This is a genomic window from Actinomyces sp. HMT 175, assembly GCF_016694895.1.
GTDB lineage: Bacteria > Actinomycetota > Actinomycetes > Actinomycetales > Actinomycetaceae > Actinomyces > Actinomyces oris.
This window is the reverse complement of sequence record NZ_CP068012.1, coordinates 1977984-1999515: the sequence shown is the minus strand read 5'-3', so window position 1 is coordinate 1999515 and position 21532 is coordinate 1977984. Positions and strand designations below refer to the sequence as shown.

Sequence of the window (21532 nt, the reverse complement as noted above, 5' to 3'; positions counted from 1 at the left end):
ATTGCGTCCCCCTACTCCGGGAGCCCCACATACTTGACGAAGCGGAAGGAGAGGTCCTTGTCCATGCCCGGGGCACAGGGGGCGGGGTGATGCTCATTGAAGAACTCCACGATGTGGAAACCGCACTTGTTGACGTAGAAGTGGATGTTGCGCACCTCGAAGTAAGGGGTCACCAGCTCCCACTCCCGCACATCGGGGTACGCCTCCTCGATGGCGGTCCAAGCGCGTGCGCCGATGCCGCGTCCGTGCGCGCTCGCATTGATCGCGAGAATCTCGATCTCTCCGCGATCTCCCTTCACTGTGAGGATGACGCCGCCGACCGCAGTGCCGTTCTCAATGATGCGTAGAGCCTGGGCATCGGACCTGCTGAGTGACTCCTCAATGTCCTCTCGCGGAAGGATCGGAGGGGCGGCGGGGTTGACGGTTCCGTCCTCGAGCAGGGATGTGTCGATGAATGAGTCTCGTGCGTCGCCTACGAAGTGCTCGAAGGCCTCCTGCAGGTCGGCGATGAAGGACTCGCGGTCGGCGGCATCCAGGGGCTTCAGGCTGATCGTCATCGAGACGAGTGTATGAGACCGTCGTCAGGGAGCGCTGAGCAGATCGACGACGACGGTGGCGCCGCCCAAGGGAGACGGCGCCACCGTTCGTCACAGGACCGGGTGCTCGCGGCTCACTTCTTCTTGGCCGGGGCCTCGCCGAGCTCTGCGGCGGTCACGGTCACCGGGGAGGCGCCTTCAACCGAGTCGGCTGCCGGGGCGGCCTGCTCCACAGTGAAGGTGCCAGTCACCTTGGCGGCCTCCGTCAGGTCCGCACGAACCGCCTCGATGGCCTCGGCGTACTCGGGCCGGTCGGCGGCAACGGCCAGCGCCACTGAGAGGATCGGCGTCTTCTGACTCGTCTTGGCCTCCGACTTCACCTTGCGCAGTGCCGCCAGGGCGACTCCCGCACGGGCCACCAGCTCGGCGTCGGCCCCGGTGGAGGCCTCCCGCAGACCATCGGACTGCGGCCAGGCGGCCCGGTGCACCGAGCCGGTGCGGTACCAGCTCCACACCTCCTCGGTCGCGAAGGGCAGGAAGGGGGCCAGCAGGCGCACGAAGGTGTCCACGGCGATCGCCAGCGTCGCCCGCGCCGAGCGGACGGCGGCGGCGTCGTGAGATCCGTCGAAGTCATTGGCCCGGTTCTTGACCAGCTCGATGTAGTCATCGCAGAAGGTCCAGAAGAAGGACTCGGTGACCTCCAGGGCCCGGGCGTGACCGAACTCCTCGAAGGCCGCCGTGGCGGCGTCGACGACGTCGGCCAGAGCCGCCAGGACCGCACGGTCGATCGGCTCACTGACCACCGAGGCGTCCAGGCAGGGGGCGGGGGCCGCGGCCACGGTGGCCTCGTCGGCGTCCCAGGGGATCCCCATGGACAGGGCGAACTTGGAGGCGTTGAGGACCTTGATGGCCAGGCGACGGCCGATCTTGATCTGGGTCTCCTCGAAGGCCGCGTCCAGGCCCAGGCGGGCCGAGCTGGCCCAGTAGCGCACGGCGTCGGAGCCGTACTGCTCCAGCAGGCCCATGGGGGTGACGACATTGCCCTTCGACTTGGACATCTTCTTGTGGTCGGAGTCCAGGATCCAGCCCGACAGGCCGGCATTCGTCCACGGCAGGGCCGCAAACTCCAGGTTCGCGCGCACCACCGTGGTGAACAGCCAGGTGCGGATGATGTCCTGCCCCTGCGGGCGCAGGTCCATCGGGTAGACCCGGCCGAAGAGGTCCTCGTCGCTCAGCCAGCCCGAGGCCAGCTGGGGAGAGAGGGAGGAAGTGGCCCAGGTGTCCATGATGTCGAGCTCGCCGACGAAACCACCGGGCTCGCCGCGCTGGTCCTCGGTGTAGCCGGCCGGGACGTCGGAGGAGGGGTCCACGGGCAGCTCGGACTCGGCCGGCGTCAGGATCGCGTCGTAGTCGACCTCGCCGTCGGCCCCGACCTGGTACCACAGCGGGAAGGGGACGCCGAAGAAGCGCTGACGCGAGACCAGCCAGTCGTTGTTGAGGCCACGCACCCAGTTCTCGTAGCGCACGCGCATGAAGTCGGGGTGGAACTCCAGCTGGCGGCCGCGCGCGAGCAGCTCCTCGCGCAGGTCGGTGCCGGAGGCCGGGTTCGTCCACTCCTTGCCGCCGTTGCGGATGTACCACTGGCGGGAGGTGACGATCTCCAGGGGCTTGTCGCCCTTCTCGAAGAAGTTGGTCTGACGCACCGTCTTGACGGGCTCGCCGCGCATCTCACCGGTCTGCGCCAGGCGGGCCACAAGAGCCTCACGGGCCGAGAAGGTGGTCTTGCCGGCCATGGCCTCGTACATCTCGCGGCCGGACTGGGAGGTGATCCACTCGGGGGTCTCGGTCTCGATGCGCCCGTCCTTGCGAAGGATCGCTCGCAGCGGCAGCTGCAGGTCGCGCCACCAGTCGATGTCCGTGGTGTCACCGAAGGTGCAGCACATGGCGATGCCGGCGCCCTTGTCCTTCTCCGCGGCCGGGTGCGGCAGGACCGGCACCTCGACGCCGAAGACGGGGGAGGACACGGTGGTGCCGAACAGGGGCTGGTAGCGCTCGTCGTCGGGGTGGGCCACCAGGGCCACGCACGCGGGCAGCAGCTCGGGGCGGGTGGTCTCGATGCACACGTCGACGCCGTTCTCCACCGGGGCGCCGGCGGCCTCGGCCTTGGCGGCGGCGGCCTCATCGACGATGTGGAAGGCCAGGCGGTGGTAGAAGCCGGGGTACTCGCGCGACTCCAGCTCGGCCTGAGCCACCGCCGTCTGGAAGGTGACGTCCCACAGACCGGGCGCCGCGGCCTGGTAGGCCTCCCCGCGCTCGAGGTTGTGCAGGAAGGCGGTCTGGGCGACCTTGCGGGCCCGCTCGCCAATGGTCTGGTAGGTGTGCGACCAGTCCACACTCAGGCCCAGGCGACGCCACAGGGCCTCGAACTGCTTCTCGTCCTCCACCGTGAGGCGCTCGCACAGCTCGACGAAGTTGCGACGCGAGACCGGCACCTGGTCGCGCGCCTTGATCGACTTGCCCTCCCCGCCGGTGTGCGGGGGAGTGAAGTCCGGGTCGTAGGGCAGGGAGGGGTCGCAGCGCACCCCGAAGTAGTTCTGGACGCGGCGCTCAGTGGGCAGGCCGTTGTCGTCCCAGCCCATGGGGTAGAACACCGCCTTGCCGCGCATGCGCTGGAAGCGGGCCACGGTGTCGGTGTGCGTGTAGGAGAAGACGTGCCCCACGTGCAGGGAGCCGGAGACCGTCGGCGGCGGAGTGTCGATGGAGAAGACCTCGGCGCGCTCGGCGCTGCGGTCGAAGGCGTAGGTCCCCTCGGACTCCCAGCGCTCGCCCCAGGTGGTCTCCAGGCCGTCGGTCGACACCTTGGCCGGCACTCGCGGGCTGTGGGGCTCGGAGGGCAGCAGACGGCTGGACGATGACGGGGGAGCGGAGTGGCTCGTGGGGATCTCAGACATGGGTCGATTCTGTCACGGCGTGGCCCAGGGCCTCGACCGGCTGCGGTGTGAGGTCGGCGGGCGTTAACGCCGCTCCGCCTGACTCATGGATACGGATACGGGTTACGAAACGGGCGCGGATTGGTACGCTTGTACCAATATGGATCGAAGGGGATCGCAGCGGCCCCGAGCCGCAGTCGAGGAGGACGCGCATGGATGAGGAACCGGTGGAGCACAAGGACCCAGTGGCGCAGACGCTGACGGGCGTCTCCCAGGCCCCGTTAGCGCAGGCAGGCGGCCAGCCCGGAGGGGACGTCACCGATCGCCTGCGGGAGCTCAGCGAGCACGCCGGCGTCCTCAGTCGCAAGAACACTCATCTGGCCAACGCCCTCAGGGCGGCGCGCCAGGAGCTGGCGGCCCTCCACGAGGACATCAAGGCCCTCCAGCTCCCGCCCCTGGCGCACGCCACCGTCCTGGCCGTGGACGCAGGCGCGCGCACAGCCGACGTCTCCATCGCCGGGCGGCGCCACCGGGTGGGCGTGGGGCCCGCCGTCGTGTCCTCCTCCCTCCACCCGGGCGACGACGTCGTCCTCAACGAGCACCTCGTCATCACCGCCACCTGCCCCTCACCGCGCTTCGGGGAGGTCGTCACCGTCAAGGAGACCTACGGCGACGGCACCGTCCTGGTCCTGGCCCGTCACGACGAGGAGCAGGTCCTCAGCCTCTCGGAGACCCTGAGCGACCACCGCCCTCGGGTCGGTGACGCCCTCGTGGCCGACCTGGCCGTGCGCATGGCACTGCGTCCCGTGGTGCGCTCCGAGGTCGAGGAGCTCGTCCTGGAGGAGGTGCCCGACGTCGGGTACGGCGACATCGGGGGACTGGGCGAGCAGATCGAGCTCATCCGCGACGCCGTCGAGCTGCCCTTCCTCCACCCCGACCTCTACCGCGAGCACCGGCTCACCCCGCCGCGCGGAGTGCTGCTCTACGGGCCGCCCGGATGCGGCAAGACCCTCATCGCCAAGGCAGTCGCCGCCTCCCTGGGGGCCGGCGGGCGCGGCGAGGCCTACTTCCTCAACATCAAGGGCCCCCAGCTGCTGGACAAGTACGTGGGGGAGACCGAGCGGCGCATCCGCGTCATCTTCGCCCGCGCCCGGGAGAAGGCGGCCACCGGCGTGCCTGTCGTCGTCTTCTTCGACGAGATGGACTCCCTGTTCCGCACCCGCGGGTCCGGACGCTCCTCAGACGTGGAGACCACCGTCGTCCCGCAGATGCTCGCCGAGATCGACGGCGTCGACGAGCTCGACAATGTCGTGGTCATCGGCGCCACCAACCGCGAGGACATGATCGACCCGGCGATCCTGCGGCCGGGCCGCCTGGACGTCAAGATCCGCATCGGACGGCCGGACCGGCGCGGCGCCGCCGAGATCCTGGCGACATACCTGGCCCCCGACCTCCCCATCAGCGAGGAGCTCCTGGCGGCACACGGTGACGCGCAGGGCGCGGTGGACGCCCTCATCGAGCAGGTGATCGATGCCCTCTACACCCGCCGCCGCGCCACCGAGATGGTCGAGCTCACCCGCGCCGACGGGCAGGTCGAGATCCTCCACGTCGCCGACCTCGTCAGCGGCGCCATGCTCGCCAACATCGTCGACCGCGCCAAGAAGGCGGCCGTCAAGGACCTGGTCACCAACGGCAGGCGCGGCCTGACGTCCGAGCACCTGCGCCGCGCCGTCATCGAGGAGATCATGGAGAACGAGGGCCTGCCCGCCACCGTCCACCCCGACGACTGGGCCCGCGTCAGCGGGAGGCGCGGCACGCCGGTGGTCTCCATGAGCGTGCTCCAGCGCTCGAGGGAGGAGTGAGTGCCGTGGCGCCGGCGAGCACCCATCGGATCCCCGGCCGTGAGGTCACGGTCATGGGCCTGGAGACCGAGTACGGCATCCTCGGGGCCGAGCCCGAGGACGTCGTGGCCGCCTGCCTGGAGGCCGAGGGTGAGGCCGGGCGCAGCCGAGGCGTGCGCTGGGACTACTCCGGGGAGTACCCCCTGCGTGATGCCCGCGGCTTCGAGATGGACCGCGCAGCGGCCGACCCCTCCATGCTCACCGACATCCCCGGAGCCGCCTCCGTCGAGGCCCCCGTCCCCGGACGGGTGCGTACCACCGCCGTCGTGCGCCTGACCGCCCAGGAGGAGGCCTGGCAGCGCGGCACCGCCACCTGCGTGGGCACCGGCGGGCGCCTCTACGTGGACCACGGTCACCCCGAGTACGCCACACCCGAGTGCACCGGTGCCGCGCAGGTAGTCCTGGCCGACCGGGCGGGGGACCTCCTGGTGGCCAGCGGGGCCGAGCGGCTGCGCCGCGGGGGCGTGAAGGCCCGGCTGTTCAAGAACAACGTCGACGGCAAGGGCGCCACCTACGGCACCCACGAGAACTACCTCGTGCCCCGCGCCCTCGACTTCGACGACCTCGTCCAGGCCCTGGTCCCCCTGCTCGTGGTCCGCCCGCTCCTGGTGGGCTCGGGCCGGGTCGGCACCGGCGCTATCGCCCAGGGCGCCGACTTCCAGATCAGCCAGCGGGCCGACTACCTGGAGAAGGTCGTCGGCCTGGGCACCACGGTGGACCGCCCCCTGGTCAACACCCGCGACGAGCCCCACGCCGACCCCCAGCGCTGGCGCCGTCTTCACCTGGTGGCCGGTGACGCCAACTGCTTCGACACCATCGGCTGGCTCAAGCTCGGCATGACCGCCCTCGTCCTCCAAGTGCTGGCCGACGGCGTCCCCGCCGCCTGGCGCCGCCTGCGCCTGGCAGACCCCGTGGCCCAGGCCCGGGACGTCTCCCGTGACACCCGCCTTCAAGGCACGCTGGAGCTGGACGACGGGCGGCGCCTGAGCGCCCTGGAGATCCTGGAGCACTACCTTCAGACGGTGCGCAGCCACCTGAAGGACCACGGCCGCCCCGCGCCGGCGCCGCAAGGCGACCCCCTGCGCCCGGACCTGGCCGCGCTGGCCGACGGCGCCGACACCGATGGCGCCGAGACCGGCGCGATCCTCGCCTTCTGGGAGGCCTCACTGGCCTCCCTGCGCGAGCTGCAGGCCCAGTGCGCCGGTGGCCACGAGCCGGGGGAGTCGCAAGGAGCGGCCGGGCACCTGGAGTGGGTCGCCAAGAAGCAGCTCCTGGACGCCACCGCCCGCCGCCATCCCGGCGCCGGCGGACACGACGTCCTCCATGCCGTCGACCTGGCCTGGTCCGAGCTCTCCCCGGCCGGGAGGGGCCTGGCCGAGCGGGTGCCAGCCGGCGTCGACGCGCGAGGCGGGCTCAGTGACGAGGTGGTGGAGACGGCCCTCGCCGAGCCTCCCACCACGACCCGGGCCTGGCTCAGGGGTAGGCTCGTGAGCGACTTCCCCGGGCAGGTGGTCGCCGCCGGCTGGCACTCCATGGTCCTGGAAACCGGTGAGAGGGCCCAGCGCCGCCTGCCCCTGACCGGCACCCTGGCCTTCACCCGCACCGCCACGGCGCCGGCCCTCAAGGACGCCGCCGACGTCGTCGAGGTCCTCTCTCGCCTCACGGGCGAGCGTCCCGGCGACCCGGGGCGAGCCACCGAAGCAGTGACCACATCCGCCACCCTGTCAGGAGAGCAGACATGAGTGAGTTCGCCCAGCCGTCCCGCAGCCGCCAGGACGACCCCGCCCCCGACGACGACCCGACCCCCGCCCCCGCCGGCCCCGCCCGGGGCCAGGGCCTGGACTCGGTGCTGGACATGATCGACGACGTCCTGGCCGTCGACGCCCAGGAGTTCGTGCGCGGCTTCGTCCAGAAGGGCGGCCAGTGAGCACCAGCGCCCCGGGGCCGCGCGTCACCGGCCTGGAGACCGAGTTCGGCCTCCTGTGCGCCCCCGCGGGGCCGTCGGAAGCGACTAAGAGCGACCTGCCGGATGTCGAGCGGGCGGCGGCGCTCATCTTCCGTCACCGGCCGGTCGGCTACCGCAGCACCAACCTCTTCCTGCCCAACGGCGGGCGCCTCTACCTCGACATCGGCGCCCACCCCGAGTACGCCACCGCCGAGTGCGTGAGCGTGCGCGACCTCGTCGCCCAGGACCAGGCCGGCCGGGCGATCCTGGCCGACATGGCCACGCGCGCCGCCGCGGGCCTCGCCCAGGAGGGGACCGCGGTCCGCTTCCACCTCCTGGCCAACAACACCGATTCGGCCGGCCACACCTACGGCTGCCACGAGAGCTACTCCGTGCCCCGCAGCCTGCTCGACGCCACCAACGACGCATCCGGCGCCAGCAGTGAGACCACCATGGCGGTCCTCACCTCCTTCCTGGCCACGCGCCCCGTGCTGGTCGGCTCCGGGCGCCCACTGGCAGGCGGCCCGACGGAGCCGAACGAGGGCGGCCGGGGTGCGGGGGAGGAGACCGCCTGGGGCCTGTCACCGCGCGCCCCCCACCTGCGGGCCCTGACCTCGGCCGACACCACCGGGCAGCGCGCCCTGGTCAACACCCGCGACGAGCCCCACGCCGACGCCACCCGCCTGCGCCGCCTGCACATCACCTGCGCCGACACCACCATGGCCGAGCCGACAACGGGCCTGCGCAGCGCCGTGACCCTGCTGCTCCTGGACGCCCTTGAGGCCGGCTGGGACTTCACCGACCTGATCCTGGCCGACCCTCTGGTCACGCTGTCCGCACTGGGGGAGAGCCCCTGGGGGGACGTGCCCGCCACCACCGTCCAGGGCCGGTGCCTGAGCGCCGTCGACATCCAGGAGGCCTTCCTGGAGCGGCTGACCTCCTACCTGGACGACGCCGGAGTGCCGGACTTCCTGCGCGGCGCCGAGCATCTGCTCACCGACCTGGCGCCACGCGTCATCTCCGCGCTGCGCCGCCACGACGACAGCGCCATCGACACCGAGATCGACTGGGCCATCAAGCGTCGCCTCATGCGCGCCCAGCGCGAGCGCCACCCCCAGCTGAGCGGCCAGTCCCTGGAGACCCTGCGCTCGCGGGTGGACCTGGCCTACCACGACCTCAACGCCGAGACCGGACTGGTTCCGCGCCTGGTCGCCCAAGGGGCCATGGTGAACCTGTGCGATCCGGAGGAGATCGAGCGCGCCCGCCAGACGCCCCCGGCCACGCGCGCCGCCCTCCGGGGGGCCTTCGTGGCGGCCTGCCTGGAGGTGGGAGTTGACTTCTCCGTCTCCTGGGAGAGCTTGCGACTGGACTCGCCGCCCACTGCGCCCGTGGACCTGCCGGACCCGCTGGAGACGGCCCACGAGGCCGCCGAGTCCCTGACCCAGCGGGTGCTGGACCTGCGCCCCGAGGAGATGCACCGCATCGACCTCGTGGGACGCGGAGGCCTGGGTGCGCCGGGCTGAGACTCCTGAGGGCCTGGGCCTCGTCGCCCTTCAGTGCTGTCCACTACTAGTTTCTCCCGTCTTTTCAACGGTCGGGACCGGGTGCTCCCTGACGGCCCGGTGCCTGGTTGACCCTTGCGTGAAGTCCCGAGAAGGAGTAGACACTTAGGTGTGCCTCACCAAAGCCGCGAGGCGTGCTGCCTCTCGGGGTGACACACCTGGGTGGCTCGTTCGACATGACGATCGCACCGCTCGGGTCAAGCATTTCTCTGAGCAAGTCAATAATGATAATGATTTGCAAAATGGGGTGGTGGCGGAGTAGATGTGCGGTCATCACGTCGGCGTGCCCGCCCAGGCTCGCCCCGGGGCTCCGGCACGAGGCCGGAGCGGTCACCGTGACCCGTGAGAACACGCAAGGAGACAGCATGAGCACCACCAACCGCACGCCGGCCGCCACCGAGCAGGACAAGCCCTCGGTTCACACCTCATCGCGCTCAGGTCTAGCCGACTCCGCCCTGGGAACCCGAAACCTCATGATGATCGCCGCACTGGCGGTCGTCTGCATGATCCTCATGGTCCCCCTGAACTACCTGGCCCCGGCGGCGGGAGCCTCCCGGGACGCAGTTCTTCTGGGCTGCGCGATCATGGGACTGTGGCTCGTTCCGTTCCTGCTGCCCGCCACCGTCGTTCGCCGCCCCGGCGCTGTCATGATCGCGGCCCTTCTCATGGGGATCATGAGTGTCTTCACCACTCCGACGGGTCCCGCCGCCATCGTCGGCACCCTCATCGGCGGAGTCTTCGTCGAGGCGCCCCTTGCCCTCATGCTCTACCGGAAGTGGACCTGGTGGTCCTTCCTCATCTCGGCGGCAACCTTCGGCCTGCTCAACGGCATCATGTACGTCTCCGTCATGAGTGCCTCAGCGGGAATGGCCTCGGCGAGCGCCGGCGTCATCATCGCCGTGGTCTCGGCACTTGTCGGTGGTGTCGTCACCATTGTCCTGACCCGGCTGCTCAACCGCGCCGGCGTCGGCATCGATCACCGCGCGACCGGCCGTGCCTGAGGCAGTGCCCGCCGCACCGGCTGCTCTCGGGGCGGAGCAGCCTCAGGGAGAGCCGGCCGATCCGGCACTGGTGAGCATCGAGGGCCTGAGCGTCCACTACCTCGGACGCGAGAACTGGGTCCTGGATGCCGTCGACCTGACCCACCTGCGCGCTCAGGTCACCGCCGTCATCGGCCCCTCGGGATGCGGCAAGACCACCCTCGTGCGCGCGCTGTGCGGCCTCATCCCGCACTGCCTGCCCTCGGAGTACGCCGGCAGCCTGAGACTGGCCGGCACCGAGGTCGCCGACGCCACCGTCCAGAACCTGGCCCAGACCGTCGCCTACGTCGGCCAGAGCCCCGACGCCGCCGTCGTCACCCGCACCGTCCACGACGATGTCGCCTTCCCGCTGCAGAACCTGTGCCTGACCAGGCCGGAGATCACCGCGCGGGTCGAGCAGGCCCTGCGCGCGGTGGGACTCATCGAGCGCATCTGGGACGACCCCTGGACGCTCTCCGGCGGACAGCGTCAACGACTCGCGCTCGCCGTCGCCCTGGCCATGCGCCCACAGCTCCTCGTGCTCGACGAGCCGACCAGCACCATCGATGCCACCGGCCGGGAGGAGTTCTACACCCTCATCTCCTCCCTGACGGCCACGGGCACGGCGGTCGTCGTCATCGACCACGACCTCGACCCGGTACTGCCCATCGTCGACCAGGTCCTCGCCCTCAACGCCGACGGGCGGACCATCGCCGTCGGCTCGCCGCGTGAGGTCTTCATGAGCCACCGCCGCGAGCTGACCGACGCCGGAGTGTGGATGCCCCGAGCCCTGCGTGAGGCCGGCGACGACCTCCCCGCGGGGATGCAGGCCTCGGAGGCGGCGCTGACCTGTGCCAAGGCCGGAATCCGGGTGCCCCGGCTCGCCGACCTGTGCGCCGAGGGCGAGGTGCGCTACCTGGAGAAACAGGCGCCCGGCTCCGCTGAGAGCTGGCAACAGGTCGAGGCCATCGACACCCGCGAGGTACTCGCCGGCCGCCCCCGGCCCGAGCCCAGAACCAGTGTCGAGCTGGTCGACCTCGAAGTGCCGGGACGCTCACCCCGGGTGTCCCTGCGTCTGGGTGGCGGCGAGCTCGTGGCGCTGCTCGGCCCCAACGGCGCGGGCAAGTCCTCAATCCTGTCCGCCCTAGCCGGACTTGTGCGCTCCGCAGCATCCAAGGCGGTGGTCGGTGGCCAGGATGTCGGCAAGGGCAGGCACCTGGTCGGCTACGTCTTCCAGAATCCTGAGCACCAGTTCGTGGCCACCACCGTCGGGGCAGAACTCGCCGTCGGAGGGACCTCGCCGCAGCGGGTCGATGAGCTCCTCGAGCAGTTCCACCTGACCGCCCACCGGGACCACCATCCCCTGACCCTCTCGGGCGGCCAGGCCCGCAGGCTCTCAGTGGCCACCATGGTCAGCGAGGAGCGCGACGTCGTCGTCCTCGACGAGCCCACCTACGGGCAGGACTGGGACAACACCTGCGAGCTCATGGACTTCATCGACCAGCTGCGCCACCAGGGGCGCACGGTCATCATGGCCACCCACGACCTCGAGCTCGCCCTGGCGCACTGCACCCATATCGTCGCCCTGCCCGGGGCGGCCGGAACCGGAGCAGCGGACTCGCGCGCCGGTCTGCCCGAGCCCGCCCCGGTACCGCCCCGGCCCCAGCCACGGCCAGGCCTGTTCACCTCGCTCAACCCCTTCACCCTCTTCGCCTCGGTCCTGCCGGTCATGGTGATGGTCTTCGCCCTGCGCAACCATCACCTCAACTTGGGCATCCTGCTGACATCCTCGGTCCTCATCGTCGCCGCGCGCGCCTCTCTGAGACGCACCATGGCCTCGGTGGTCGCCCCCTGGGTGGTCGCCGCGCTCATGACCTGGATCTTCAGCAGCGGGGTCCACCACCAGGAGACGGCCGCGCGCCTCTACGACCTGGGTGACGCGGTGACGGGAGGCACCGGTATCGGCGCGCTCGTCGCACTGGTCCTCGTCTCGGGCGTCTCCACCGACCCCGAGGCCCTCATCCGCACCCTGACCACTACCTTCCACATGCCCTACCGCCTCGGGGCGGCGGGGACCGCGGCCATCGCCTTCATCACCCGCTTCCACGGCGACTTCGTCCTCCTGCGCACCGCCAGGGCGCTGCGCGGGGTCGGCGGCCGCTGGGGGATGCTCGCGCCTGTGGTCCGCTGGATCGGCTCCATCCTGCCGCTGATGATCCTGGCCATCCAGCACGCCGAGCGCGTCGCCCTGTCCATGGACTCACGCGCCTTCGGCGCCCACCGACGGCGCACCGAGATGGCTGACGAGCCCTGGAGAGGACGCGACTGGGGAGTCGTCGCTCTCACCTGGGCGCTGGCCCTCATCATCTGGAACACCCTCCGCTGAGGAGACAACCATGCCTAAGCAATCGAGTCACCAGGAGGACGCAGGCGTCACTGTCGGCGAGCTCATCCGGCCGGCGCGCCCGGCCATGATCGCGACCGGGCTGCTGACCACCCTCGGAGCGCTGCTGTCCATCGTCCCCTTCGAGGCCATGCGCAACCTGGCAGCCATCTGGCTGGGCGAGACCTCACCGCAGGGCTGGCGCGGCAGCCCATGGACCTGGGCGGCCATCGCCGTCGGAGCGCTCTTCGCCTCCCAGGCCCTCTACCTGGCGGGCCTGGGGATCACGCACCTGGCCGAGGCCCGGCTGCGCCACCACCTGCGTGAGCGAGTCGTCGAGGCCATCAGCGGCCTGCCCCTGGGTCGGGTGGCGCAGATCCCGCACGGCACCATCCGCAAGATGGTCTGTGACGACACCACCTCCATCCACACCCTCGTCGCCCACGTCCCCGGTGACGCCACCAACGCCGTCGTCATGGCGGCGGCGGGGACGGCCTACCTGCTGTGGACCGACTGGCGCCTGGCCTGTGCGCTGGTGGGGCTGTGGGTCCTCGCCCTGGGAGCGATGCTCCTGACCATGTCCGGCCTGTCGGGCATCACCGAGCGCTTCGGCGCCGCTCAGACCGCGCTGGCCGCCGCGACCGTCGAGATGCTCGAGGGCATCAAGGAGATCAAGGGCTTCCAGGCCACCGACGCCTCCCGCACCCGCTTCAGCCAGGCGCGCACCGAGTTCTCCAGCCTGTCCTACGAGTGGGTGAGCAGGTCCGGGAAGGCCATCAGCGCCATGACCGCCGTCCTGCGTCCCTCCACGGTCTTCGCCACGGTCGCGCTCCTGGCCGTCCTGTTCACCTCCCAGGGCTGGACGCCCCTGTCGGCCACCCTGCCGTTCTTCCTGGTGGCCCTCGGGCTGCCGGAGGGACTCATGACCCTCATCGGCCTCATGCAGCACATGTACGAGTCCAGGATGGCCGCCCAGGCCACCGCGGACCTGCTCTCCCTGCCACCGATGCCTGAGGGAACCCATGACGAGGGCGAGGGACTTGCGCCCGGGCGCGTCGACGTCGAGGACGTCACCTTCTCCTACGAGGCCGGCTCCCCGGTCCTGCACGGCGCCTCCTTCACCGCCGAGCCCGGAACCGTCACTGCGCTCGTCGGCCCCTCCGGCGGGGGCAAGTCGACCCTGGCCCGCCTCATCGCCCGCTTCTACGACGTCGACGACGGAGCCGTGCGCATCAGCGGCGTCGACGTGCGCGAGGCGACTTTCCCCTGGCTGCTCTCGCGCGTGGCGGTCGTGCTGCAGGACGTGGCCCTGGCCCACGAGTCCGTCCACGACAACATCGCCCTGGGACGCCCCGACGCCACCCGGGAACAGGTCGAGGCAGCTGCCCGGGCGGCCTGCATCCACGAGCGCATCGCACGTCTGCCCCATGGCTACGACACGATCCTGGGTGAGGAAGGCGGGTTCCTCTCCGGAGGGGAGCGCCAGCGCGTCACCCTGGCGCGCGCCTACCTCCAGGACGCCCCCATCCTTGTCCTGGACGAGGCCACCGCCCAGGCCGACCCGGCCTCCGAGCGCGACATCCACCAGGCCCTGTCCCGGCTCGCCGCCGGGCGGACCGTCATCATCATCGCCCACCGCCTGTCCACGATCCGCGACGCAGACCAGATCCTCGTCGTCGACGCCGGACGCATCACCGAGCGCGGCACGCACGAGGAGCTGCTGGCCGCCGGCGGACGCTATGCCGCCATGTGGCGCAGTCAGGACCTGAGTGAGGAGACCGACGCCGCCGCACTGACCGCCCAGATCGACCGGCTGAGAGCCGAATCCGCTGGGCAGGAGGAGAAGTAACCATGTGGAAGCTGCTGACGCGAGTCGTCAACGCCGACGAGATGCGCACCATCATCGCCTGGTTCGTAGCCTCCGCCGTCCTCCAGGGCCTCACCCTGGCCCTCATGATCCCCTTCCTGCGCGCCCTCTACTCCCGCTCGCAGTTCCTGACCGCCTGGCTGGTCGCCGTCGTAGTCATGGCAGTCAGCGCCGCGCTGGTCGAGACCATCGCCATGCACCGCTCCTACCGGGTCAGTGTCTTCGAGGTCTGCGACACCATGATCGACCGCGTCGCCGATCACGTCCTGACCCTGCCGCTGGGCTGGTTCAGTGCCGAGCGGGAGGCCGCCGTCGTCAACGCCACCTCCAAGGAGGTCAACACCCTCTCCCACCTGGCCTCCATGGTGATCCCCAACCTGTGCAACGCCTTCATCGTCCCGCTGGTCATGCTCGGGGCCACCGCCGTCGTCGAATGGCCCCTGGCGCTCATCATGGCCGCCGCCATCGTCCCGCTGGTCCTGACGTGGCGGCTCATGGGCGCCGCGACCACTCGCGCCAACGAGATGGAGGACCGCACCTCGAGCGCCGCGGCCGGACGCCTCGTGGAGTTCGCCCGACTCCAGCCCGTGCTGCGCGCCACCGGTGCCACCAAGACGGGCTGGGCGCCGGTGCAAGCCGCCCTGGAGGCCGACTCCGCCTCCACCCTGGACGGCCTACGGGTCAAGGGCAGGCCCGGGCAGTACTTCAACCTCATCGTCAACATCGCCTTCGCCCTGGTCATGGCGATGGGGCTGGCACGGGTCAGTGGGCACCGGCTCGACGTCGTCGCATACCTGGCGATCATGGCCGTCACCGCGCGCACGCTCCTGCCACTGACCAAGGCCGCCATGTACGGATCCGAGGCCGACAACGCGAAGGTCGCCTTGCGGGCCGTGGGGGACATTCTCGACGCGCGTCCCCTGTCCGACCCCGAGCCCGGTCAGGAGATCGAGCCTCGGGGGACCACGATCGCCCTGAACGACGTCTCCTTCTCCTACGACGCAGGCCGCCCCGTCCTGGCGGGCGTCTCCTTGAGCGCACCGCAGGGGAGAGTGACCGCCCTGGTGGGCCCGTCAGGGGCGGGCAAGTCCACGATCCTGCGCCTGGCGGCCCGGTTCTGGGACGTCGACGACGGGACCGTCACCATTGGCGGCGCACCGGTTCGCTCCATGCGCGCCTCGACGATCATGGGCATGACCTCCATGGTCTTCCAGGACGTCTACCTGTTCGACACCACCATCCGGGAGAACCTGCGCATCGCCAGGCCCGAGGCCACCGACGCCGAGCTGGCCGAGGCCGCCCGGCGCGCCCGCCTGGACCGCGTCATCGAGGCGCTGCCGCACGGGTGGGACACGCAGGTCGGTCCCGGCGGGCTGAGCCTGTCCGGTGGGGAGCGTCAGCGTGTCGCCATTGCCCGGGCCTTCGTCAAGGACGCCCCCATCCTGCTGCTCGACGAGATCACCTCGGCCCTGGACGGGGAGAACGAGTCCGCCATCACCGAGGTGGTGCGCGAGCTCTCCGAGGGGCGGACCGTCATCGTGGTGGCCCACCGCCTGTCCACCGTCCGCCAGGCCGACGAGGTCGTCTTCCTCGAGCCGACTCAGGCCGGCGCCCGCGTGGCCCAGCGTGGTACGCCCCAGGAGCTGGCGGCCGTTCCCGGCCCCTTCCGCGAATTCATCGAGGCCTCCACGGCCTCCTCGCGCTGGCACATCCGTCAGGGGTGAGGCGGGGCCGCTTCAGGTTAGACGACAGGGTGGGCAGACGCTGTCCCGTACCGGTTGGTATGGGACAGCGTTTCTGTTGTTATGAGAACCCTCAGGGTCCTGTGAAACCTTCTGGTAGTACTGAGTGGTATGTTAGATACCAACCGGTACGGATCGGTCTGATGGTCGATCAGGTGCTCGGTTCCAGGTAGTTGAACGAAAGGAGGGGGCTTCATGGCCGACGTACTAGCCATTGAGGACCTTCACAAGCACTTCGGAAGCGGGCCTCACGCGGTAAGGGCCAACGCCGGTGTCACTATGCGGGTGGGTGCTGGCGAGGTGGTCGGGCTCCTCGGCCACAACGGTGCGGGCAAGACCACGCTGGTCAACCAGGTGGTGGGGCTCTTGCGCCCGACCTCCGGGAGCATCAGGCTCGACGGGGTTGACGCCGTCGCCAACCCCGCTCTCGCCCGCCGCCTCACCAACGTCCAGGCACAGGCCAACGTCCCCATCACGGGACTGACGCCCCTGACGGCAATCAACCTCGTGGGGCGCATGCGAGGAGGGCGCCCGCGTCAGACGCGCAGACGCGCCGAGCAGCTCATCGAGGCTCTCGACCTGGGGGAGTGGGCGAGGACTCCCGCTCAGAAGATCTCCGGCGGTGTTGCCCGTCTGACTGCCTTCGCCATGTGCGCCGTCGTCCCCGGGCGCCTAGTCATCCTCGATGAGCCCACCAACGACGTCGACCCGGTACGTCGGCGCCTGCTGTGGGACCAGATCCGTCTTCTGGCCGAGGCCGGCGCGGCGGTCCTCCTGGTGACCCACAACGTACGGGAGGCCGAGCGGGCGGTCGACCGGCTCACCATCCTGGACCACGGCCACGTCATCGCCGAGGGAACCCCTGCGGCACTCGTGGCCGGCCACGGATCCTCCTTCGTCCTGGAGATCAGCCGGGCCCCCGGCCGGCGGATCGAGCCGCTCGCTGGAATGAGCCTGACGCAGCACGACGCCGTGCGAGCATCCGTGGCGGTGGACTCTGACTGTACGACCCAGGCCGTGGAGTGGGCCGCTCATGCCCTCAAGGACGGAGTGATCGAGCGCTACGAGCTGTCACCGATCTCACTGGAGGACGTCTACGTGGACCTGACTGGGAGTACCGGCGAGGAGGTGAGCCGTCATGCTGCCTGAACTGTGTGAATCCGCGGAAGGCCCGATCCGTCCCGATGATTCGCGTCGCCCCCGCGCTGGCGCGAGAGCGCGGTGCGACTCCCGTCCCCAAAGAATCAGGAAATGAAGGAGAACATGATGTCTACTCCAACCAGTACGACGGCTGATCCGGACCAGGCCAGTGGCACCGGCCTCGGGGAGGTGTCTCGGGCGACTCCGCTCCGATACCAGCTCGGCCTGCTCATCCAGTGGCAGTTCCGACGTAGCCTCCCCATGCTGCCCCTGTTCATCATCGTCCAGACGCTGCTGTCCGTCTCCATGGTCCTGGGATACGGGCTCATCGCGGGACACCCAGACCGCGAGGCGAGTCTCTACCTGGCCGGCGGCGGCCCGGCGATCGCGCTCATCTCGCTGGGACTCATCATGACGCCCCAGTGGGTCTCCCAGTCCCGCACTGAGGGCAGCCTGGACTGGATGCGCACCCTGCCCGTCCCCAGGATCGCCTTCCTCCTGGCAGACCTCGCGATCTGGACCACTCTTGCACTGCCCGGTCTGGTTGTGGGCGTCATCGTCGCCAACGCCCGCTTCGACGTCGACCTCGCCCCGCAGTGGTGGCTGGTGCCCGGCGCTGTACTGGTTGCCCTGACAGCAGCCTGCATCGGATACGCCATCGCCACGCTCCTGGCTCCGGCCCTGGCTCAGATCCTCTCCCAGGTGCTTGCCTTCAGCATCATGTTGTTCTCGCCCGTCAGCTTCCCCGCCGACAGGCTCCCCGACTGGGCCCAGGAGATCCACCGCTGGTTGCCCTTCGAGCCCATGGCTCAGGTGGTGCGTGCCGGTCTGTTCTCCCACGATGCCACCATGCCCGCCCGTTCCTGGGGCCTCCTGGGCGGATGGTGCCTGGTGGCCGTCGCCGGAGCGTCATGGGCCCTGGGAAGGCGGCCCTGAGTCGGCCGGGATGCCCGAATGGTTGGAGCCCGGTGGGGGAAGTGACGAACGTGGAGGGGGAAGTGCCGTGAACCCCTTTCTGAGGGGCCTCCTCTACAGTGGGGGCATGACCGCCAGGAGCTCCGCCCGTGGGCCGAACAGTGACAGTGATGACTCCGGGGCCTCCGCCTCTGATGACATCAGGGAGGCGACGCGCGCCCTCAATGAGGCGATCACCGCCTTCTCCCGTGCGGTGGGGGCGGCCGGTCAGGGTGCGCGTCGGAGCAGTGAGAGTGCGGTAGCGGCCTCCCTGGAGTTCGCCTCCCGGAAGCTGGCCTCCGCCTCCACTGCAGTCAGCGGCGCCGCCCCGAGTCGGAGCGGCGGGCGCCGTCGGAGCGAGGAGACCAGGGCGCGGATTCTTGCTGCTGCCAGGGAGGTCTTCGCTGCCAAGGGCTACGAGGGGGCGTCGGTCAGTGACATCGCCTCGGCGGCCGGATTCACCAAGGGCGCCTTCTACTCCTCCTTCCCCTCCAAGGAGGCCCTGTTCCTGGAGGTCGTCACCTGTGGTGAGGAGAGTCCGGATGAGGCCGCTCGCCAGATGGCGAGCCCCGAGCAGTGGGGCGAGCAGCTCCAGGAGCTTCCCATGGAGGATGTTGTCCTGCACCTGGAGACCTGGCTCTACGCGATTCGTCATGAGGACTCCCGGGACCGGCTGGCCGGCAGCTGGCGCCGCTGGCTGAGAGAGACCTCCCTCCTGGTGGCCCGTTCCCATGGACGCCGTGAGCCGAGCCAGCAGGATGAGGAGACGGCCTTCGGACTTCTGGCGGTGGGCATCTTCGGCCGCGTGAGCGCCGCAGCCACCACCTCGCAGGAGGTCGAACCCATCATCCAGCGCCTGTCCGAGCGGCTCCTTGAGGATGGCCGTGACTGATATGCCTCTCCGCCGAGAGCGGCATGTTTCGCGTAAAGACACGGACAACGGTTGTCTTACGCGAACAGTGTCCTTCTCGATGGAGGAAGGGGCTCGCGGTCAGGCGACCTGCTCCCGGTAGCGGAGGGCCACCAGCTCAGCGACCGCCGGGTGGTCGCCGATGGGAGCGGCTACGACATCGGCGCCCGTGGAGTGCAGGGTCCGGTGGAAACGTCCCTCCGCCAGCAGGTAGGTGGCCACACCCACCCGCCTGGCACCCTGGGCCCGGGCCGAGCTCACCGCGTCACGGACGCTGGGGCGTGCAGCCGAGAGGTAGGCTGGCGTTACCTTGCGCCCCAGACGTGCCTCGAGCAAGTGGGTGATGGCCTCGACCTCCTCCAGCGCCGCCGCCTGACGCGACCCGGCTGCCCCCAGGACGATGTGGTCGAGCCCTGGGAGCCCGCCCAGGGGCGCGGAGGCCTCCTGGAGCCGCTGCGTGACGGCCTCCACCAGGTGCTCCTCGACGCCCAGGTGCCCGGTGACCGTCCCCGACCCGTGTCGTTCCACTGCGGCCGGCACGTCATGGACGACGTGATAGCCGCGGGCCAGGAAGAAGGGCAGCACCACCGGATCCACCAGCCCCTCCAGGGTCGTGGCCGGGTCCGGGGACTGGAGCTCGACGTAGCCGGTGCGCACCTCCACCCCCGGCAGGATCGTGCCGACGCGCTCAGCGGTACGCGACAGGACCGAGGACGGCCCGGGCCGGCGCGAGCCGTGGGCCAGCAGGACCAGGGGACGAGTGCTCATGCCGGCTCCACCACCAGAACCGCGTGTGCGTGAGGACGAGTCGGCTCGACCGGCCTCGGGGTGACGGGACCGCCGGCGGCGATCGCCTCCTCCAGGACAGTAGCCTCAGGCTCGTGGCCTCGTGGAGGATCAGCGTGGACCTCCTCAAGCACCTGCTCTGTCTCCTCTCGAATCTCTGTGGCAGCGGCGCGTGCCTTGCGGACCGCCAGGGTCAGGAAGGCCGCCCAGATCACCCCGAGCGCGCTGTACAACACGACCCCGGTTTGAGCCGAGGCCTCGGCCCAGGACAGTAGCACCCGCAGGTTCGTGGCCAGGATCAGCCCGCCGACGGCGGTGCCCAGCACCGCTCCGGGCAGGCGGGAGACCAGCCAGGCGGAGATCGGTGCGGCCACGAGCCCGCCGGCCAGCAGGGTCAGGACGATCCCGAGGCTGATGCCTGCGGTGCCTAGTCCGGTGAGGAATCCGGCTGAGGCCGCCACCGTCACCAGGAACTCCGAGGCCCCCACCGAGCCGACCACGGTGCGCGGCGCTGTGCGACCACCCGTGAGCAGTGTCGTCGTCACGACCGGCCCCCAGCCGCCACCACCGGTGGCGTCAACGAAACCGCCCACCAGTCCCAGGGGAACCAGGAGCCGCCTGCCGTGCGGCGAGCGCCGGCTACCGGATCCGCTGGGCGGGCGCAGTGCGAAGCGCCCCAGGACATAGGTCCCCAGCAGGATCAGCAGGCTCGCCGTCACCGGGGTCGCCGCGCGGGTCGACAGGTGAGACAGAACCGCGGCACCGCTGAAGGCCCCCACCGCGCCGGGCAGCCCCAGCCGGACCACCAGGCGAGGATCGGTGTTGCCCAGCCTCCAGTGGGAGGCCCCCGAGGCCAGGGTCGTGCCGATCTCGGCCAGGTGCACGGAGGCCGAGGCCAGTGCCGGGCTCAGCCCGGCCAGAAGCAGCAGGGAGGAGGAGGTCATGCCGTACCCCATCCCGAGGGAGCCGTCGACCAGCTGGGCGGCCAGGCCGACGAGGGCGAGAAGAACAAGCTTGCGCATCAGTGACTCCGGGACATTCAGTCTGCATGCGCCGAGGAGGACTCACACGGCCGGGTTCGCCGGCCGGGCCTCCTCGACGACTCGGTCAGCCCAGTACGGGCTCAGGGTGACGACGTCGCCGATGACGATGACCGCGGGGGCGGTCACGCCGTACCGGGCGGCGACGTCGGCCAGACATCGCAGCTCGGTGGTGGTCACACGCTGGTCGGGGTGGTAGCCGCGCTCGATGATCGCCGCTGGAGTGGCCGGGTCGCTGCCGGCCTCCAGCAGGGAGGCGACCGAGTCCCGCAGCCGGGAGACCCCCATGAGCAGGATGAGGGTGTGGTCGCGGCGCTGGGGGAGCACCCCCAGATCCGCGTGAGCCGTGATGACCGAGAAGCCGCGCGACAGTCCCCGGTGGGTGACGGGGATCCCCGCTGCCGCGGGCACGGCGATGGCGCTGGTGATCCCCGGGACGACCTCGACGGCCACGTCGGCTGCACGGCAGGCGGCCGCCTCCTCCCCGCCGCGCCCGAGTACGTAGGGGTCGCCGCCCTTGAGACGGACCACCCCCTTTCCGTGGCGGGCCAGGTCGACCAGGAGCGCGTCGATCTCCTCCTGGCTCATGACGTGTCGGCCGCGACGCTTGGAGGCGTCGATGATCTCGGTGCCGGGGTCAAGGTCCTCCAGGAGGTCGCGGGGGGCCAGCGCGTCGACGACGACCACGTCCGCCCGGCCCAGCAGCTCCAGGCCACGGGCGGTGATGAGGCCGCTGCTGCCCGGGCCGCCGCCCACCAGCGCCACCCAGCCATCCGCGGAACCGTCGGGTCCATGGGGAGAGACGTCGTGGGTCATG

Annotated in this window: 16 protein-coding genes; 11 read left to right on the top strand and 5 right to left on the bottom strand. The window is 70.4% G+C overall.

The genetic code is table 11. The features are described 5' to 3' along the window. Positions 1–11 precede the first annotated feature (11 nt). Complete coding sequence (locus tag JJJ14_RS08485; RefSeq protein WP_075379528.1) at positions 12–557, bottom strand: GNAT family N-acetyltransferase; 546 nt, start codon at positions 555–557, stop codon at positions 12–14. Positions 558–670: 113 nt separating this feature from the next. Then, the gene (gene valS / locus JJJ14_RS08480; protein WP_201443859.1) at positions 671–3487 is read right to left on the bottom strand and encodes a valine--tRNA ligase; all 2817 of its coding nucleotides are present in this window, start codon (positions 3485–3487) and stop codon (positions 671–673) included. Between the two features lie 191 nt (positions 3488–3678). Here valS and arc point away from each other — a divergent pair, with 191 nt between their 5' ends. The 11 genes from arc (at position 3679) to JJJ14_RS08425 (ending at position 18871) form a co-directional block, all read left to right on the top strand. Further along, a complete protein-coding gene (gene arc, locus JJJ14_RS08475) occupies positions 3679–5328 on the top strand; it encodes a proteasome ATPase (RefSeq protein ID WP_201443858.1) in 1650 nt (549 codons plus the stop codon). A gap of 5 nt (positions 5329–5333) precedes the next feature. Next, a complete protein-coding gene (locus JJJ14_RS08470) occupies positions 5334–7109 on the top strand; it encodes a proteasome accessory factor PafA2 family protein (RefSeq protein ID WP_236592783.1) in 1776 nt (591 codons plus the stop codon). Then, complete coding sequence (locus JJJ14_RS08465) at positions 7106–7294, top strand: ubiquitin-like protein Pup (protein ID WP_003786115.1); 189 nt, start codon at positions 7106–7108, stop codon at positions 7292–7294. Before JJJ14_RS08470 ends, JJJ14_RS08465 begins: the two co-directional genes overlap by 4 nt. Beyond that, positions 7291–8835, top strand: a complete 1545-nt coding sequence (locus JJJ14_RS08460; protein WP_201443857.1) for a proteasome accessory factor PafA2 family protein — start codon at positions 7291–7293, stop codon at positions 8833–8835. Before JJJ14_RS08465 ends, JJJ14_RS08460 begins: the two co-directional genes overlap by 4 nt. Before the next feature lie 404 nt (positions 8836–9239). Continuing rightward, positions 9240–9875 (top strand): ECF transporter S component, encoded by a 636-nt coding sequence (locus JJJ14_RS08455; RefSeq protein ID WP_201443856.1) that lies wholly within the window; start codon positions 9240–9242, stop codon positions 9873–9875. A 70-nt stretch (positions 9876–9945) separates the two neighbouring features. Further along, a complete protein-coding gene (locus JJJ14_RS08450; protein ID WP_201445137.1) occupies positions 9946–12279 on the top strand; it encodes an ATP-binding cassette domain-containing protein in 2334 nt (777 codons plus the stop codon). A 10-nt stretch (positions 12280–12289) separates the two neighbouring features. After that, positions 12290–14125, top strand: coding sequence for an ABC transporter ATP-binding protein (locus JJJ14_RS08445; protein WP_201443855.1), 1836 nt, complete (start codon positions 12290–12292; stop codon positions 14123–14125). A 2-nt stretch (positions 14126–14127) separates the two neighbouring features. After that, positions 14128–15867 carry an ABC transporter ATP-binding protein gene (locus JJJ14_RS08440; protein ID WP_201443854.1) on the top strand — a complete coding sequence of 580 codons (1740 nt, stop codon included), beginning with the start codon at positions 14128–14130 and terminating at the stop codon, positions 15865–15867. Positions 15868–16080: 213 nt separating this feature from the next. After that, positions 16081–17034, top strand: coding sequence for an ABC transporter ATP-binding protein (locus JJJ14_RS08435; protein WP_201443853.1), 954 nt, complete (start codon positions 16081–16083; stop codon positions 17032–17034). A 117-nt stretch (positions 17035–17151) separates the two neighbouring features. After that, complete coding sequence (locus tag JJJ14_RS08430; RefSeq protein ID WP_070513803.1) at positions 17152–17961, top strand: ABC transporter permease; 810 nt, start codon at positions 17152–17154, stop codon at positions 17959–17961. 106 nt (positions 17962–18067) lie between these two features. Next, a complete protein-coding gene (locus tag JJJ14_RS08425; protein WP_101559659.1) occupies positions 18068–18871 on the top strand; it encodes a TetR/AcrR family transcriptional regulator in 804 nt (267 codons plus the stop codon). A 99-nt stretch (positions 18872–18970) separates the two neighbouring features. Here JJJ14_RS08425 and JJJ14_RS08420 read toward each other — a convergent pair whose 3' ends face one another. Genes JJJ14_RS08420 through cobA form a run of 3 tightly spaced genes read right to left on the bottom strand, consistent with a single transcriptional unit; the run spans position 18971 to position 21531 of the window. Then, entirely contained in the window at positions 18971–19657 is a 687-nt protein-coding gene (locus JJJ14_RS08420; RefSeq protein WP_101559658.1) for a sirohydrochlorin chelatase, read from the bottom strand. Then, positions 19654–20697 (bottom strand): sulfite exporter TauE/SafE family protein, encoded by a 1044-nt coding sequence (locus tag JJJ14_RS08415; RefSeq protein ID WP_201443852.1) that lies wholly within the window; start codon positions 20695–20697, stop codon positions 19654–19656. Before JJJ14_RS08415 ends, JJJ14_RS08420 begins: the two co-directional genes overlap by 4 nt. 42 nt (positions 20698–20739) lie before the next feature. After that, a complete protein-coding gene (gene cobA / locus JJJ14_RS08410) occupies positions 20740–21531 on the bottom strand; it encodes a uroporphyrinogen-III C-methyltransferase (RefSeq protein WP_201443851.1) in 792 nt (263 codons plus the stop codon). Position 21532: the final 1 nt, after the last annotated feature.

Bases quoted from the DNA above. Each gene is read 5' to 3' on its own strand.
- JJJ14_RS08420 (WP_101559658.1), bottom strand. From the start codon at position 19,657: ATGAGCACTCGTCCCCTGGTCCTGCTGGCCCACGGCTCGCGCCGGCCC.
- JJJ14_RS08455 (WP_201443856.1), top strand. From the start codon at position 9,240: ATGAGCACCACCAACCGCACGCCGGCCGCCACCGAGCAGGACAAGCCC.
- JJJ14_RS08465 (WP_003786115.1), top strand. From the start codon at position 7,106: ATGAGTGAGTTCGCCCAGCCGTCCCGCAGCCGCCAGGACGACCCCGCC.
- arc (WP_201443858.1), top strand. From the start codon at position 3,679: ATGGATGAGGAACCGGTGGAGCACAAGGACCCAGTGGCGCAGACGCTG.
- JJJ14_RS08440 (WP_201443854.1), top strand. From the start codon at position 14,128: ATGTGGAAGCTGCTGACGCGAGTCGTCAACGCCGACGAGATGCGCACC.
- cobA (WP_201443851.1), bottom strand. From the start codon at position 21,531: ATGACCCACGACGTCTCTCCCCATGGACCCGACGGTTCCGCGGATGGC.
- JJJ14_RS08415 (WP_201443852.1), bottom strand. From the start codon at position 20,697: ATGCGCAAGCTTGTTCTTCTCGCCCTCGTCGGCCTGGCCGCCCAGCTG.
- JJJ14_RS08430 (WP_070513803.1), top strand. From the start codon at position 17,152: ATGTCTACTCCAACCAGTACGACGGCTGATCCGGACCAGGCCAGTGGC.
- JJJ14_RS08445 (WP_201443855.1), top strand. From the start codon at position 12,290: ATGCCTAAGCAATCGAGTCACCAGGAGGACGCAGGCGTCACTGTCGGC.
- JJJ14_RS08485 (WP_075379528.1), bottom strand. From the start codon at position 557: ATGACGATCAGCCTGAAGCCCCTGGATGCCGCCGACCGCGAGTCCTTC.
- valS (WP_201443859.1), bottom strand. From the start codon at position 3,487: ATGTCTGAGATCCCCACGAGCCACTCCGCTCCCCCGTCATCGTCCAGC.
- JJJ14_RS08425 (WP_101559659.1), top strand. From the start codon at position 18,068: ATGACCGCCAGGAGCTCCGCCCGTGGGCCGAACAGTGACAGTGATGAC.
- JJJ14_RS08435 (WP_201443853.1), top strand. From the start codon at position 16,081: ATGGCCGACGTACTAGCCATTGAGGACCTTCACAAGCACTTCGGAAGC.